The sequence below is a fragment of the Nonomuraea turcica genome, from assembly GCF_030718205.1.
In the GTDB taxonomy this organism is placed as follows: domain Bacteria; phylum Actinomycetota; class Actinomycetes; order Streptosporangiales; family Streptosporangiaceae; genus Nonomuraea.
This window is the reverse complement of the sequence record NZ_JAUZQF010000026.1, coordinates 30,669-45,474: the sequence shown is the minus strand read 5'-3', so window position 1 is coordinate 45,474 and position 14,806 is coordinate 30,669. Positions and strand designations below refer to the sequence as shown.

14 protein-coding genes are annotated in these 14,806 nt (G+C 69.9%); 7 read left to right on the top strand and 7 right to left on the bottom strand.

From position 1 onward, the window contains the following. Positions 1–87 precede the first annotated feature (87 nt). On the top strand, positions 88–1,167 hold the full coding sequence (locus Q9G87_RS47140; protein WP_305923192.1) for a Glu/Leu/Phe/Val family dehydrogenase: 1,080 nt from the start codon (positions 88–90) through the stop codon (positions 1,165–1,167). Between the two features lie 151 nt (positions 1,168–1,318). Next, the gene (locus Q9G87_RS47135; protein WP_305923191.1) at positions 1,319–1,549 is read left to right on the top strand and encodes a DUF3073 domain-containing protein; all 231 of its coding nucleotides are present in this window, start codon (positions 1,319–1,321) and stop codon (positions 1,547–1,549) included. 89 nt (positions 1,550–1,638) lie between these two features. Here Q9G87_RS47135 and Q9G87_RS47130 read toward each other — a convergent pair whose 3' ends face one another. After that, positions 1,639–2,469 (bottom strand): alpha/beta fold hydrolase, encoded by an 831-nt coding sequence (locus Q9G87_RS47130; RefSeq protein WP_305923190.1) that lies wholly within the window; start codon positions 2,467–2,469, stop codon positions 1,639–1,641. Between the two features lie 85 nt (positions 2,470–2,554). On the opposite strand from Q9G87_RS47130, the gene Q9G87_RS47125 reads away from it, so the two are divergent. Continuing rightward, positions 2,555–3,100 carry a CGNR zinc finger domain-containing protein gene (locus Q9G87_RS47125; protein WP_305923189.1) on the top strand — a complete coding sequence of 182 codons (546 nt, stop codon included), beginning with the start codon at positions 2,555–2,557 and terminating at the stop codon, positions 3,098–3,100. Positions 3,101–3,210: 110 nt separating this feature from the next. Here Q9G87_RS47125 and purM read toward each other — a convergent pair whose 3' ends face one another. From purM to Q9G87_RS47105, 4 genes are all read right to left on the bottom strand, one after another. Further along, on the bottom strand, positions 3,211–4,236 hold the full coding sequence (gene purM, locus Q9G87_RS47120) for a phosphoribosylformylglycinamidine cyclo-ligase (RefSeq protein ID WP_305923188.1): 1,026 nt from the start codon (positions 4,234–4,236) through the stop codon (positions 3,211–3,213). A gap of 67 nt (positions 4,237–4,303) precedes the next feature. Continuing rightward, positions 4,304–5,740, bottom strand: coding sequence for an amidophosphoribosyltransferase (purF, locus tag Q9G87_RS47115; RefSeq protein WP_305923187.1), 1,437 nt, complete (start codon positions 5,738–5,740; stop codon positions 4,304–4,306). Positions 5,741–5,789: 49 nt separating this feature from the next. Continuing rightward, positions 5,790–6,536: an SDR family NAD(P)-dependent oxidoreductase gene (locus tag Q9G87_RS47110; protein WP_305923186.1), complete on the bottom strand. Its 747-nt coding sequence runs from the start codon at positions 6,534–6,536 to the stop codon at positions 5,790–5,792. A gap of 96 nt (positions 6,537–6,632) precedes the next feature. Continuing rightward, positions 6,633–7,040, bottom strand: coding sequence for a MarR family winged helix-turn-helix transcriptional regulator (locus Q9G87_RS47105; RefSeq protein WP_305923185.1), 408 nt, complete (start codon positions 7,038–7,040; stop codon positions 6,633–6,635). A 142-nt stretch (positions 7,041–7,182) separates the two neighbouring features. Here Q9G87_RS47105 and Q9G87_RS47100 point away from each other — a divergent pair, with 142 nt between their 5' ends. Next, entirely contained in the window at positions 7,183–8,178 is a 996-nt protein-coding gene (locus tag Q9G87_RS47100) for a DUF4190 domain-containing protein (protein ID WP_305923184.1), read from the top strand. Here the strand turns inward: Q9G87_RS47100 and Q9G87_RS47095 are convergent. Continuing rightward, positions 8,175–8,615: a sterol carrier family protein gene (locus tag Q9G87_RS47095; RefSeq protein ID WP_305923183.1), complete on the bottom strand. Its 441-nt coding sequence runs from the start codon at positions 8,613–8,615 to the stop codon at positions 8,175–8,177. The two genes, Q9G87_RS47100 and Q9G87_RS47095, sit on opposite strands and share 4 nt — an antisense overlap. Positions 8,616–8,741: 126 nt before the next feature. Between Q9G87_RS47095 and Q9G87_RS47090 the strand changes: the two genes are divergently transcribed. Continuing rightward, the gene (locus Q9G87_RS47090; protein WP_305923311.1) at positions 8,742–10,793 is read left to right on the top strand and encodes a PhoX family protein; all 2,052 of its coding nucleotides are present in this window, start codon (positions 8,742–8,744) and stop codon (positions 10,791–10,793) included. Between the two features lie 35 nt (positions 10,794–10,828). Further along, on the top strand, positions 10,829–12,709 hold the full coding sequence (locus Q9G87_RS47085; RefSeq protein ID WP_305923182.1) for an ABC transporter ATP-binding protein: 1,881 nt from the start codon (positions 10,829–10,831) through the stop codon (positions 12,707–12,709). On the opposite strand, the gene Q9G87_RS47080 is transcribed toward Q9G87_RS47085, so the two are convergent. Continuing rightward, complete coding sequence (locus Q9G87_RS47080) at positions 12,670–14,085, bottom strand: MFS transporter (protein WP_305923181.1); 1,416 nt, start codon at positions 14,083–14,085, stop codon at positions 12,670–12,672. The two genes, Q9G87_RS47085 and Q9G87_RS47080, sit on opposite strands and share 40 nt — an antisense overlap. Positions 14,086–14,158: 73 nt before the next feature. Here Q9G87_RS47080 and Q9G87_RS47075 point away from each other — a divergent pair, with 73 nt between their 5' ends. After that, positions 14,159–14,797, top strand: a complete 639-nt coding sequence (locus Q9G87_RS47075) for a TetR/AcrR family transcriptional regulator (RefSeq protein ID WP_305923310.1) — start codon at positions 14,159–14,161, stop codon at positions 14,795–14,797. The last annotated feature ends 9 nt before the right edge of the window (positions 14,798–14,806 follow it).

Here is a 14,806-nt window from a genome sequence, read left to right as displayed (position 1 = left end):
CGACCCTGCATGCACCGTTGTGGCTTACTACTCTGTGAGGTGATCTCCGCCGCAACGGTGCGGCGGACCGGACAGGGAGTCACTACCGTGACCGACGTCTTCGGCTCGTCCCACAAGGACGTCCACGAGCAGGTCGTGTTCTGCGCCGACGAGCAGAGCGGCCTGCGTGCCATCATCGCCATCCACAACACCGCCCTCGGGCCGGCGTTGGGCGGCACCAGGTTCTATCCGTACGAGAGCGAGCATGCGGCCCTCGCCGACGTGCTCAACCTGGCCAAGGGCATGGCGTATAAGAACGCCCTGGCCGGCCTGGACCTGGGCGGCGGCAAGGCCGTCATCATCGGCGATCCGGCCCAGGACAAGAACGAGGCGCTGCTGCGCGCGTACGGCAGGTTCGTCGAGTCGCTCGGCGGCCGCTACATCACCGCCTGCGACGTCGGCACCTACAGCGAGGACATGGACATCGTCGCCCGTGAGTCGCGCTTCGTCACCGGCCGCACCGTGGCTAACGGCGGGGCGGGGGATTCGTCCATCCTGACGGCGTTCGGCGTATTCCAGGGCATGCGTGCCTCGGCTGAGCGGGTTTACGGCACACCGTCGCTGCACGGCAAGCGGGTCGGCGTCGAAGGGGTCGGCAAGGTGGGCCACCGTCTGGTCGAGCTCCTGCGTGAAGACGGCGCCGAGGTCGTGATCTGCGACGTGAGCCCCAAGGCGATCGAACGCGTCCGCCTGCGGCACCCGGAAGTGGACGTGGTGGCCGATGCCAGGGCCCTGACGTCGGCCGACATCGACGTGTTCGCGCCGTGCGCGCTGGGCGGCGCGCTCGATGACGACACCGTGGCTCGGCTGAAAGCGAAAATCGTTTGCGGTGCGGCCAACAATCAACTCGCTCACCCGGGCGTCGAGAAGCAACTCGCCGAACGCGGGATCCTGTACGCGCCGGACTACGTCGTCAATTCCGGCGGGGTGATCCAGGTCGCCGACGAGATCAAGGGCTTCGACATGGATCGGGCCAGGTCCAAGGCCGCCCAGATCTATGACACGACTCTGAAGATCTTCCGAATCGCGGCGGATGAGGGCGTTCCTCCCGCGGTCGCAGCGGATAGGCTAGCTGAGCGCAGAATGTCGGAAGTCGGGCGTATTCGGGCTATTTGGCTGGGCCACTGACGCCCCACGCCCATACGGCGTACCGAGCTGGGCACAAAACAGGTACGGTAATAGGCGAACGATAGGCTGACGCCCAAAGTCAGGCGGCGTCAGTGTGTGGTGCGTTAGCGACGAGGGGTCGGGGACGACCCCACACGAGGGGGTCGAGCCAATGGGGCGCGGCCGAGCAAAGGCCAAGCAGGTCAAGGTTGCTCGCCAGCTGAAGTACAACAGCGGTGGCACGGATCTTGACCGTCTTCGCGACGAACTCGGGGTCGGAGACTCCAGCCGCAGTGACGACGCCGACGACCTCAACGATGAGCTGGCGGATCGCTATGCCGATTACGCCGATGACTATGACACCGGAGACGACGACGACAGCCGTCCGTCCGGCCGTCGATAGCCACACTCCTGGTTGACGTGGCCGAGGGCCCGGCGTGCCGGATCCTCGCCCACGTTCGTCGGGCCCCACGGGCAACCGTGGGGCTTTCGTCACGCTTGCCGGGAAAGGAATCCGGCGATGAGCGGGGCGATCTCTGGAAGCTTCTCCTCCAGCGCGAAGTGCCCGGTGTCGAACACATGCACCTCGGCCTCGGGCACGTCGTGCCGGTACGCGTGCGCGCCGGCCTCCAGGAAGATCGCGTCTCCCCGCCCCCAGAGCACCAGCGTGGGCGGGCGGTGCTCGCGCAGCCATGCCTGCCAGGCGGGATACAGCTCCAGGTTCGACCGGTAGTCGAGCGCGAGCGCCAGTTGTGCCTGCTTGCGTCCGGGCAGATCCAGGAAGTGCTGGTCGAGTGTCCATCCGTCGGGCGCGATCAGTGACGGGTCGGCCGTGCCGTCCTCGTACTGGCTCCGCGTGACCGGCAAGGTGAACAGCTCCTCGGGCGGGGCGCCGATGGTCTTGCGCGCGACGTCGGAGAGCCCCTCGTCGTAGGCGTTGGCGTTCTGCACGATCAAGGCGGCGATCCACTCGGGATGCCGGGCGGCGACCCGGAAGCCCACCGGGCCGCCGAAGTCGAACGCGTACCACACGAACCGCTCGAGCCCGATCGCCCGCACGAAGCCCTCGACCACGTCGGCGAGCCGGTCGAAGGAGTAGACGAAGCCGTCGGGCGCCTGCGTGTGCCCGAACCCCGGGTAGTCGGGCGCGACCAGTCGGTAGCGGTCGCCCAGCGCGTCCATCAGCCGCCTGTATTGGTGTGAGGCGGACGGGAAGCCGTGCAGTAGCAGCACCGGCAGCGCGTCTCGCGGCCCTGCCTCCCGGTAGAAGACTCGCACGCCGTCCACGTCCACGAACCCGTGCCGCACCTCGGGAATGTTCATGACTAATGCCTCTTTCGGTGGAAGATGCATTAGTTATAAGCGTGCGACATCTAATGGGTCAACCCTGGGATGTACCATTAGGGCCATGGAGTTCCTGATCGGTGAGCCGCTCGCGCTGGACCTGGTCAACACCCGCACGCGGGACTTCGACGCCCTTGACGCGCCCGGGGACTTCCAGACGTGGCTCGCCCGCCAGGCCGATCGGCTCACCCTGCCGTCGGCCCCGCTCACGGCCGCTGGGCTGGCGGCCGTCCGCCGCCTGCGCGGCCAGGTGGAGTCGGCGCTCAACGCCGTGCGCGAGGGCGCACCGCCGCCGGACGCGGCGGTCGCCGCGCTCAACGAGGCGGCTCGCGCCGCGCCGCCCTACCGTGTGCTGGAGTGGCGGGACGGCACCTTCCGCACGGGCACGGGCCGGGACGGCGACGACCTGGCCCGCCTGCTCGCCCAGCTCGCCGAGGCCGCGGCCGACCTGCTCACCGACCCGGCCGCGGGCCGGATCCGGGGCTGCGAGGGCCCCGACTGCCGCATGGTGTTCCTGCCCGCACACCCGCGCCGCCGCTGGTGCTCACCCGACCTGTGCGGCAACCGCGTGCGCGTGGCCCGCTACTACCAGCGCCACAAGAGCACCTGAGTCAGCGTCCGCCTGGGTCGTGCTCGCCGCCGCGTCAGCAGTCGGCCGAGCACGGGCGCCGTTGCCTTGGCGCGCCCGCGTCGGCCAGGAGGCGTGGAGGTGCGGCGGGGTCAGCGGTAGCGGGCGTGGCCGGTGCCTGGGACGACTTCGCCCATGGCCCAGGCGGGCAGGCCGCGGTCGCCGAGGAGGCGGATCGCGGCGTCGGCGGCGTCGGGGGCGACGATGGCCGCCATGCCGACTCCCAGGTTGAAGGTGCGGTCCATGTCCTTCTGGGCCACCCGCCCATGCCCGGCCAGCAGGCCGAAGATCGGGGGAGGTGTCCAGGATGAGCGGTCGAGCAAGGCGTCCAGGTGCCCGGGAAGTGAGCGGGACACGTTGCCCTCGATCCCGCCACCCGTGATGTGCGCGAACGCGTGGACCGTCCCCGTACGAGCCAGCTCAAGGCAGTCGAGCGAATAAATGCGGGTCGGCTCGAGCAGCTCCTCACCCAGCGGCCGCTCCAGCTCGGGCGGCACCGTGTCGAGCGACAGCGAGGCCTCACGCAGGATGTGGCGCACCAGCGAGTAGCCGTTGGAGTGCACGCCGGAGGAGGCGAGCCCCAGCACCACGTCGCCTTCCTGGACGAGGGAGGGCCCGAGCATGGCGGCGGCCTCCACGACCCCCGTGCCGGCCCCCGCCAGGTCGTATTCGTCCGGCCCCATCGCGCCCGGGTGCTCGGCCGTCTCGCCGCCCACGAGCGCGGCTCCGGCCAGGCGGCAGCCTTCGGCCACGCCGCCGACGATCTCGGCGACGCGCTCGGGCACCACCTTGCCGCAGGCGATGTAGTCGGTCATGAACAGCGGCTCGGCTCCGCAGACCACGAGATCGTCCAGGACCATGCCCACCAGGTCGATGCCGATGGTGTCGTGCTTGCCGTACTGCTGGGCGATCATGACCTTGGTGCCCACGCCGTCGGTGGAGGTGGCCAGCAGCGGCCGCTGGTAGCGCAGCAGGGCCGAGGCGTCGAACAGGCCGGCGAAGCCGCTGGCGTCGTCGACCACCTCGGGCCGCCGCGAGCGCGCCACCTTGCTCTTCATCAGGTCGACGGCCCGCTCACCGGCCGCGATGTCCACCCCTGCGGCCTCGTACGTACTCACGCAGCCTCCTTCGTCGGCAGCGTGAGCACTTGTACTGCTGTGTCCATGGTTCGCTCGCTACGCTCGCTCACGCCTTCGTCTCCAACACGAACTTGCCCACGTTGTCCTGGTCGATGGGGATCGGGTACGAGCCGTCGAAACAGGCCCGGCAGAGGCGGTCGGCCGGAATCGTGGTGGCCTTGGTGAGGCCCTCCAGGGAGATGTAGCCGAGGGAGTCGGCGCCGAGCGAGGCCCGAATCTCCTCCACGGTCAGCGAGCCCGCGATCAGCTCGGCCCTGGTGGCGAAGTCGATGCCGTAGAAGCACGGCCAGGCCACGGGCGGCGAGGAGATGCGTACGTGCACCTCACGCGCCCCCGCCTCGCGCAACATCTTGACGATGGCGCGCTGGGTGTTGCCCCGCACGATCGAGTCGTCCACGACCACCAGCCGCTTGCCCTCGACGACCTCGCGCAGTGGGTTGAGCTTGAGCCGGATGCCGAGCTGGCGGATGGTCTGGGAGGGCTGGATGAAGGTGCGGCCCACGTAGGAGTTTTTGACCAGGCCCTGCCCGTAGGGGATCCCGCTCTCCTGGGCGTAACCCACGGCGGCCGGGGTGCCGGACTCCGGCGTGGGGATGACCAGGTCGGCCTCCACGGGATGCTCGCGGGCCAGCACGCGGCCCACCTCGACCCGGGTGACCTGCACGCCGCGTCCCGCGATGGTGGTGTCGGGGCGGGCGAGGTAGACGTATTCGAACAGGCAGCCCTTCGGCTCGGCCAGCGCGAAGCGGCGCGACCGCACGCCGCGCTCGTCGATGGTGAGCAGCTCGCCCGGCTCGATCTCGCGGACGAACGTGGCGCCCACGATGTCGAGCGCGGCCGTCTCCGAGGCCACCACCCAGCCGCGCTCGAGACGGCCGAGCACCATCGGGCGGATGCCCTGCGGATCGCGGGCCGCGTAGAGCGTCTTCTCGTCCATGAACACCAGCGAGTAGGCGCCCTTGACCTGCGGAAGCAGCTCGGCGGCCGCGTCCTCGACGGAGCGGGTGCGGTCCTGGGCCAGCAGCGTGGTCAGGACCTCGGTGTCGGTGGTGGCCCTGGTGGACCCCGGAGTCAGGCGCTGGGCCAGCTCCGGAGTGTTGATCAGGTTGCCGTTGTGCGCGAGCGCGAGGCCACCGACGTCGGTGGAGCTCAGCGTGGGCTGCGCGTTCTCCCACACACTCGATCCGGTCGTGGAATAGCGGCAGTGGCCGATGGCCAGGTGACCGCGGAGGGTGCCCAGCACAGACTCGTCGAAGACCTGAGCCACCAGGCCCATGTCCTTGTAAACGAGAATGCGGCTGCCCTCACTGACTGCGATGCCCGCGGACTCCTGGCCGCGGTGCTGCAACGCGTACAGCCCGTAGTAGGTCAGTTTTGAGACTTCCTCGCCCGGAGCCCAGACGCCGAAGACGCCACAGGCGTCTTTAGGAGCGCGGTCATCGAGGTCCAGGTCATGGCCGAGTCGGCCGTCGCCCTTCAGCACATGCCTCAGTCTAGGTTGACCGAATCCGTGCTCGCACCCCGGGTCGATATCACAGCGCGTGGGATGACCTGCCCGCATTGGATCCGTCACGGACGAACTCCCCGGTGACGTTGCGGTTGGCGGCGGAGCCGAGGAAGACGATCAGCGCGGCCAGGTCGTCGGCCGTCGACAGGCGGCGGCTGGGCGTGCGGGCGGCGATCTGGTCCAGGGCCGATTGCGGGATGGGGCGGGAGACGCCGGTGATCGTGAGGCCGGCGACGACCACGTTCACCAGGATGCCGTCCCTGCCGGCCTCCCAGGCCAGGGCGCGGGCCATGCCGTGCAGGGCCATCTTCGCGGTGCCGTACGGGCCGGGACCCGGCAGTCCCTCCTCGGCCGCCCCGGACGACACGAACACGATCCTGCCGAACCCGCGCCGCCTCATCTCGGGCAGCACGGCCTGGGCGAGCAGGGCGTTGCCGACGACGTTGGCGTGCAGGGCGGCCGTCCACTCCGCGGCGGGCACGTCCTCGAAAGGAATGCTGTTGGGCATGATCGTGCCCCAGCGCACGGCGTTCGCGATGAGCGCGTCCACCGGGCCGGCCTGGGCGACGGCGGGCGCGATCGTCGTGTGGTCCTCCAGATCCAGGTGGACGGCCGCCGCCTCGCCGCCTTCCGCCTCGATCCGCTTGACGATCTCGGCCGCCCGATCCGCGCCGGACTTGTAGGTGATCGTGACGCGCGCGCCTGATTGGGCGTACGCGAGCGCGGTCGCGGCGCCGACGCCCGACGAACCACCGGTGATGAGCACATGCATGTAAATTTCCCCTCAAAAGTGAGATTAGCCGACTAATTAGCCAGCTAACTCGAAGTGTGGTGGCCACGCAAGGGCCGTTCGCTGGAAGTGAAAGGACTAGAGGCGCTTGGCGCGGACGAGGCGGGTGAGCAGATCGCGTTCGGCGTCGGCCAGGCCGCGCAGGAGGTTCTCGTCCATCTTGGTCCAGATCTCCTCGACCGGCTCGCGCAGCGCCTTGCCCGCGTCGGTGAGGTGCACGCGGCCCACCCGCGGCCGGTCAGGATCGGGCGCCCGATAGACGAAGCCGGCCCGCTCCAGCCGCTGCAGGGTCTTCGTCACGGTCGGCGGCTCGACGCCCAGCCTGGCGATGAGCTCGCCCTGCGTCAGCGCGTCCTCGCGCCACAGCTGGTTGAGCAGCATCTCCTGTCCCACGTGGAGGCCGAGCGGCGCCAGGGCCGCGGCCAGCTGGTTGCGCTGCGCCTTCATGAGCTTGATCAATGCGTACGACAGGGTCTCGTCCAGCATGCCCTCATCTTGCCCGTCGCCTGCCGCTTTGGTGCATGGAGACCCAAGTATGGGCGGCCTCTTACCGTGTCATGTGGTTTAGCCGACGCCCTCCGCGAAAGGGTGAAGTATCCGGCATGCAAACCCGTCGGGAGACGCAGACGTGACCACATCTGGGGATCCGAACGAGCCGCGCCAGGGGAAGGACCCACGCGAGGACCGTCCGGAAGAGGGTGAGCACGCGCCCGAGTGGTGGCGCGAGGGCGCCGAGGAGAACGAGCGGCCAGGGCAGGAGGAGCGCCCGCCCACGCCTGGGCCCTACGAGCCCAGGCCCTACGAGCCTGAGGCGGAGCCGGAGCCGCCGGCCCGCGAGGACGAGGAGCCGATCGCGCCGGCGCCACCCGTGGTGCCGCCGCCTGACGTGCCGCCCACGCACGAGCCGCGGCCGGCCGAGCCCACGCATGAGCCGCGGCCGGTCGAGCCCACGCACCCCGACCTGCCCACCGCGCCCGAGACCCCGGAGCCGTCGGTCGGCGACGCCGAGACGACCCAGGCGTACCCGATTCCTGGCGCCACGCCGCGGTATCCCGGCTGGGAAGGCGCGCCACGGGAGGAGGAGCCGCCGAGCAGGCCGGCGCCGTCCCGGTACGAGCAGGGGGCCCAGAGCGGCCAGCCACCCGTCAGCCCGTACGGCCAGTACGCCGCAGGCCCACCGGAGCAGCCGCCCAGCGTCCCCGGCACCATCCCGTCCAGCCCGTACGGCGGCCCGCCGGGTTACGGGCCGCCCCCGCCCGGAGCCCCGTACGGCCACCCGGGCCCTCCCTACCCGCAGCCCGAGCAGCAGGACAGGACCGGCCAGGGCCTGGCCACGGCCGCGCTGGTGCTCGGCGTGGCGAGCCCTTTCCTGGTGTTCGTCTGCTTCACCGGCTTGATCACCGCGATCCTGTCGATCGTCTTCGGGTGCGTGGCACTGGCCAGGCACGCGGGCAGGGGCCGCGCCATCGCCGGCATCGTGATCAGCGTCCTGTCCCTGGTGCTCTTCTCGATCGTGGCCCTCTGGTTCTGGAACGTGGTCCAGCAATGCGCCTACCTCCCCAGCGATCAGGTCGACCGCTGCTTCGAGGAGAGGTTCCCCTGGATGAGCGGGGCCGGCCGCTAGCGCAGCGGCAGGTGCTCTGACAGATCGGCGCGTGATCCGCTGGCGGAGATCGCGCCTTTCGCCATGGCCTCCTCCCATGTCAGCCGGCCCAGCGCGAGCTCGATCCAGGTCCGCCCGTCGGTCTCGACCACGTTCGGCGGCGTGCCCCGCGTGTGCCGAGGGCCGGCGATGGCCTGGACGGCGGCGTACGGCGGGACGCGGATCTCGACGGTCCTGCCGGGCGCGGCGGCGGCCAGCTTGTCGAGCAGGTAACGCACCGCGTGCCTGGCCGCGTCACGCTCCGGCCGCAGCCCCCGGTCGTAGGCGGCCAGCACCGCGGCGACGAGCGCGTCGGGCAGGGCGGACGCGGGCCCGTCGTAGGAAGGTTCGTCGAGGGCGATCAACTGGTCATCGAGGGCTGATTTCAGCCGTTCTGGCTCTATTTTGCGTGCCGGCACCCCACTATTGTCTCCCGGGAAGCGTTCATCGAGACGGAGGTCTTCGTTCACCTACGGTTTCAGCGGTGGCCGTAGCGTCCCCGCCGTACAACCGCGCACTTATCTGGAGGACCTGTGGCGAACCTCATGGGAGGCCGGCGGCTGCTGCCGCTGCTATCCACCCCGCACAAAGGTGGCCGATCTGCGCTGACCTGTCAGTTCCGCTGCGGCAACGCGTGCGCGCACGAGGACGGCAACACCTCTGACAACGCGTACTTCGGCGATGTGGTGAAGGAGGCGCTGTCGCGCCGCGGCGTGCTGCGCGCCGGCGCCCTGGGCGCTCTGGTGGCGGGCGTGGGCGTGGCCGGGGCGGCCCCGGCGCTCGCCGCCGACCCCGAGGCGGCCGCAACCGATCGCGGCTGGTCTGGGAGCGACCTGCGTTTCACCCCTGTGGCGCCGAACAAAGAAGACGCGCTGACCGTCCCGGACGGCTACAGCTCCTCTGTTGTGGTGCGCTGGGGCGACCCGGTGCTGCCCGGCGCGCCGGCCTTCGACTACGAGAAGCAGACCGCCGAGGCCCAGAACAAGCAGTTCGGCTACAACTGCGACTTCGTGACGCTGTTCCCGATGGGCCGCGACCGTGGGCTGCTCTGGGTGAACCACGAGTACAGCGACGAGACGCTGATGTTCCGCGGCTACACGGGCGGGGCCACCGCGACCGAGGAGCAGATCAAGATCGGGCTGGCCGCGCACGGCGGCTCGATCGTGGAGATCGCCCGCGAGGGCAGCGGCCAATGGAAGCTGGTCACCAGCGGTCGTCGCCGCTACAACCGGCGCATCACCGCTCAGACCCCCATGAAGTTCAGCGGTCCGGCCGCCGGCAGCGACCTGCTCAAGACGGCCGCCGACCCCCAGGGTCTCAAGCCGGTCGGCATGCTCAACAACTGCGCGGGCGGCACCACCCCGTGGGGCACGGTGCTGACCGCCGAGGAGAACTTCGACCAGTACTTCGTCAACGCCGACAAGGTGCCTGCGGAGCAGAAGCAGTACGCCACTCGCTACACGCTCACCAACGGCACCCCGTCGAGCAGCCGCAGGTTCGACCGTGTCGAGGAGCGCTTCGACCTGGCCAAGCACCCCCACGAGGCCAACAGGTTCGGCTGGATCGTGGAGATCGACCCGTTCGATCCCGACTCCACGCCGATCAAGCGCACCGCGCTCGGCCGCTTCAAGCACGAGGCCGCGACCACGTCGATCGCCAGGGACGGCCGCCTGGTCGCGTACATGGGTGACGACGCGCGCTTCGAGTACGTCTACAAGTTCGTCTCCAAGGACCGCTACATCCCCGGAAACGAGCGGCACAACCGGACGCTGCTGGACGAGGGCACTCTCTACGTGGCCAAGTTCACCGGCGACAGCCCGGCGTCCGAGATCGACGGCACCGGCAAGCTGCCCGCCGACGGCCTGTTCGACGGCTCCGGCGAGTGGATCCCGCTGGTCTCGGGCAAGAAGTCGTTCGTGGACGGCATGACCGCCGAGCAGGTCCTGGTCTACACCCGCGTGGCCGCCGACAAGGTGGGCGCGACCAAGATGGACCGCCCGGAGGACGTCGAGCGCAACCCGGTCACCGGTGCCATCTACGTGGCGCTGACCAACAACAGCAACCGCACCGCGGTCCAGGTGGACGAGGCCAACCCGCGTCCCTCCAACAAGCACGGCCACGTGCTGGAGATCGTCGAGCAGCGCAACGACGCGGCCGCGACGAAGTTCGCCTGGTCGCTGCCGCTGGTCTGCGGTGACCCGAACGACGCCGCGACGTACTTCGCCGGCTTCGACAAGTCGAAGGTCTCGCCGATCTCGTGCCCGGACAACCTGGCGTTCGACCGCGACGGCAACCTGTGGATCTCCACGGACGGCAACGCGCTCGGCACCAACGACGGCCTGTTCGTGATGCCCGTCCGCGGCAAGGAGCGCGGCTACCTGCGCCAGTTCCTCACGGTCCCCGTCGGCGCCGAGACCTGCGGCCCGCTGATCACCCAGGACCAGCGCAGCGTGTTCGTGGCCGTGCAGCACCCGGGCGAGACCGACGACGCCACCCCGGAGCAGCCGAGCAGCCACTGGCCCGACGGAGGCGGCAGCCAGCCGCGCCCCTCGGTCGCCGTGGTCTGGCACAGCAAGGGCAAGAAGATCGGCGCTTGACCTCAACTTAACTTGAGGAAGTAGCGTTCCATGCCATGAGCATGGAAATGACCGCTTGGCACCAGCTGTATTCGATGAACAACCGGCCGGAGCGTCGCCCCCTGTCCAGGGCGACGCTTCGGCGCATCGGCGGCTTCGCCCGCCCGCACCGCCGGAGACTGGCGCTGTTCATGGTGCTCAGCGTGGTGATGGCAGGTCTGGCGGTGGCCTCTCCGCTGCTCGCCGGCCGTGTGGTTGACGCGATCTTCAATGCGGAGCCACTGGACGTGGTCGTCATGGTGGCCCTGGCGATCGCGGGCCTGGCCGTCGCCGAGGCGGGGCTCGGGCTGATCAACAGGTGGTTGTCCGCGGGACTCGGTGAGAGTCTGATCCTGGACCTGCGTACGGCCGTCTTCGACCACGTGCAGCGCATGCCGATCGCGTTCTTCACCAGGACCCGCACCGGCGCGCTGGTGAGCCGCCTCAACAACGACGTGATCGGGGCGCAGCGGGCGTTCACCGACACCCTGTCCGGCGTGGTCGGCAACCTCGTGACGCTCGCGTTGACGCTCACGGCGATGATCAGCATCTCCTGGCAGATCACTCTGCTCGCGCTGCTGCTCTTGCCGATCTTCGTGCTGCCCGCCCGGCGGATGGGCACCAGGATCGCCCGGTTGCGCCGGGAGGCCGCCGACCACAACGCGGCCATGGGCACCCAGATGACCGAGCGGTTCTCCGCGCCGGGCGCGACGCTGGTGAAGTTGTTCGGCCGGCCCGCGCACGAGTCGGCCGAGTTCGCGAGCCGGGCCAGGCGGGTGCGGGACATCGGCGTGCGCTCCGCCATGACCCAGTCGGCCTTCGTCACCGCGCTGACCCTGGTCTCGGCGCTGGCCCTGGCCCTGGTGTACGGGCTCGGCGGCTTCTACGCCCTGCGTGCCCAGCTGGCGCCGGGCGCGCTCGTGGCGATGGCCATGCTGCTCACCCGCCTGTACGCCCCGCTGACCGCGCTGGCCAGCGCCCGCGTGGACATCATGAGCGCGGTCGTCAGCTTCGAGCGGGTCTTCGAGGTGCTCGACCTGAAGCCGCTCATCCAGGAGAAGCCGGACGCCGGGCAGGTGCCTGACGGGCCGGTCGCGGTCGAGTTCGAGGACGTGCGGTTCGCGTACCCGTCGGCCGACAAGGTCTCGCTCGCCTCGCTGGAGGAGGTGGCCGCGCTCGACACGCGCGGCGGCGTCGAGGTGCTGCACGGCGTCTCGTTCCGGGCCGAGCCCGGCCAGATGGTGGCGCTGGTCGGCTCGTCGGGCGCGGGCAAGTCCACGATCGCCCAGCTCCTGCCTCGGCTGTACGACGTCGACTCCGGCGCGGTCCGGCTCGGCGGCGTGGACGTGCGCGACCTGACCTTCGACGCCATCCGCGACACGCTCGGCATGGTCACCCAGGACGGTCACCTGTTCCACGAAACGATCCGGGCCAACCTGCTGCTGGCCCGGCCGGAGGCGACCGAGGACGAGATCTGGGACGCGCTCACCAGGGCCAGGCTGGCGACCCTGATCGAGTCGTTGCCCGACGGGCTCGACACCGTGGTCGGCGAGCGCGGTTACCGCCTGTCGGGCGGCGAGCGCCAGCGGCTCACGATCGCCCGGCTGCTGCTGGCCAGGCCCAGGGTGGTCATCCTGGACGAGGCCACGGCGGCGCTCGACTCGACCTCGGAGGCGGCCGTGCAGGCGGCGCTCGGCGAGGCGCTCGCGGGCCGGACCGCCGTGGTGATCGCGCACCGGCTCTCCACGATCCGCGCCGCCGATCTCATCCTGGTGATCGAGGACGGCCGCGTGGTGGAGCGCGGCACACACGCCGAGCTGCTCGCTGTCGGCGGCCGCTACGAGGAGCTTTACCGCACTCAGTTCGAGGACCCGACGGTGACGGAGGCCGCCGCCTGAGGCTCTTCCCTTCGGCTGCGGAGCGCGTAGAGCGCGACCGGGATCGCCGCCAGCACCACCACCGCCGCGACCACCAGCGTGAACTGGTAAGCGTCAAGGAAGGCGGCGAGCGGCGCCCGGTCGCTCGCGCTCTGCCTGGAGGTCAGGATCGCCCCCAGCACGGTGATGCCGAGCAGCCCGAACACCTCGCGTGAGACGTTCAGCATGCCCGAGGCGACGCCGGAGCGGTCCTTGGGCATCCCGCTGAGGATGGCGGCGGTCAGCGGCACCAGCAGGCCGCCGCCGAGCCCGTACAGGAGGAACCAGGGTGCCACGTCGGCGTAGTCGGCGTCGGCGCCGACTCCGGAGAGCAGGTAGATGGCCGCGCCCATGAGCGCCATCCCGAGCGCCACCGTCGGGCCGATGCCCAGCCGCGCGCTCACCCGCTGGGACAGGATCGCCATCACGGCCATGACCAGGGCCATGGGCACGAACGACGCGCCCGCCTCAGTCGGGGAGAAGCCGAGCACGTTCTGCAACCAGAGCGCGCTGAAGAAGTAGATCCCGAACACCCCGAACGACCAGATCCCGCTGGTGAGCAGCCCGCCGGTGAACGTCGGGGACCTGAACAGCGACATCACGATCATCGGCTCCGCGGCCCGCGCCTCGACCAGCACGAACGCGACCGCCGCGGCCGCGAACACGCCGAGCGTGGCCAGGATCTCCGGCGAGGTCCAGCCGGCCCGTTCGCCCTCGATGAGCGCGTACGTCAGCGCGAACAGCGCCAGCGCCGACGTGATCAGCCCCGGCAGGTCGAGGCTGTGACGCACCCGCCGGAGCTCGGTGAACGCGGGCTGGAGCGCCCACAGCGCGATCCCGAACGTCACCAGTCCGATCGGCACATTGATCAGATAGATCCAGCCCCAGTGCAGGTTCTCCGTGATGAAGCCGCCCGTCACCGGGCCGAGCGCCATGGACAGCGCCCCCGAGGCGCTCCAGATGCCCACGGCCCGGCCGCGCTCGCCGGGATCGGGGAAGATCTGCCCGATCAGCGCCAGCGCGGTCGGCGTGAGCAGCGCCGCCCCCACCCCTTGCACGGCCCGCGCCGCGATGAGCACGCCTCCGCTGGTGGCGAACCCGGCCGCCAGTGAGGCCACCGTGAAGATCGCGAGCCCGCCGAGGAACACCCTGCGGGCCCCGAACACGTCCGCGAGCCGCCCACCGGCCAGCATGAGCCCCGCGAAGACCAGGATGTACGAGCTCACGATCCACTCCAGCCCCGAGATCGTGAGCCCGAGCTCCCGCTGGATGGTGGGTAAGGCGACGTTGCCCACGTTGTTGTCGAGATAGGTCATGAAGGTGCCCAAGGTCACCGCGATCAGCGCCCACCAGCGCATGACAAATGCCTCCTATACGCTGTACTTGTACGGCGTATAGTTGAACTTGTACGGCGTATAGTTGTCAACCGTGATGGGAAAACTGACCGCGCAGGCGATCGCGGAGCACGCCCTGGAGGTCGGCGACGCCGAAGGACTCGACGCCGTGACGATCAGGCGTCTGGCCACGGACCTCGGCGTGACGCCGATGGCCCTCTACTGGCACTACAAGAACAAGGAGCAGCTGCTCGTCGGCATGGCCGACCACCTGATCGCCGGCTTCGCGCCCAAGCCGGCCGACGAGCGCCCGTGGCAGGAGCAGTTGCGTGACCTCATGGTGGGCCTGGTCGGGACGCTGCGCGTGCACCCGTGCGCCAAGCACGTCTTCGAGCAGGTCGACGTGATCGCGGTGCCGAATTTCCTGGCCGTCTGGGACCAGGCGCTCCGGCTGGCCCGCACGGCGGGTTTCAGCGTGGAGGAGAGCTGCCTGATCAGCAAATACCTGCTGCAGAGCGCCATCGCCATCGCCGACGCCCCCGTGCACGTCCGGCCCGGTGAGGAGTACATCGTCCGCGCCAAGCGGGCCGGCCTGCAGTCCTTGCCTCTCGAGAAGTACCCGTATCTGGTGGAGATGGCCGGCCCGCTGATCGACGGGATGGACGCGATGTTGTACGACACGTTCGGCGTCGACCTCGTCCTCAGCGGCATCGAGACGCTGGCGGCCAGACGCTAGAGTTGTGAT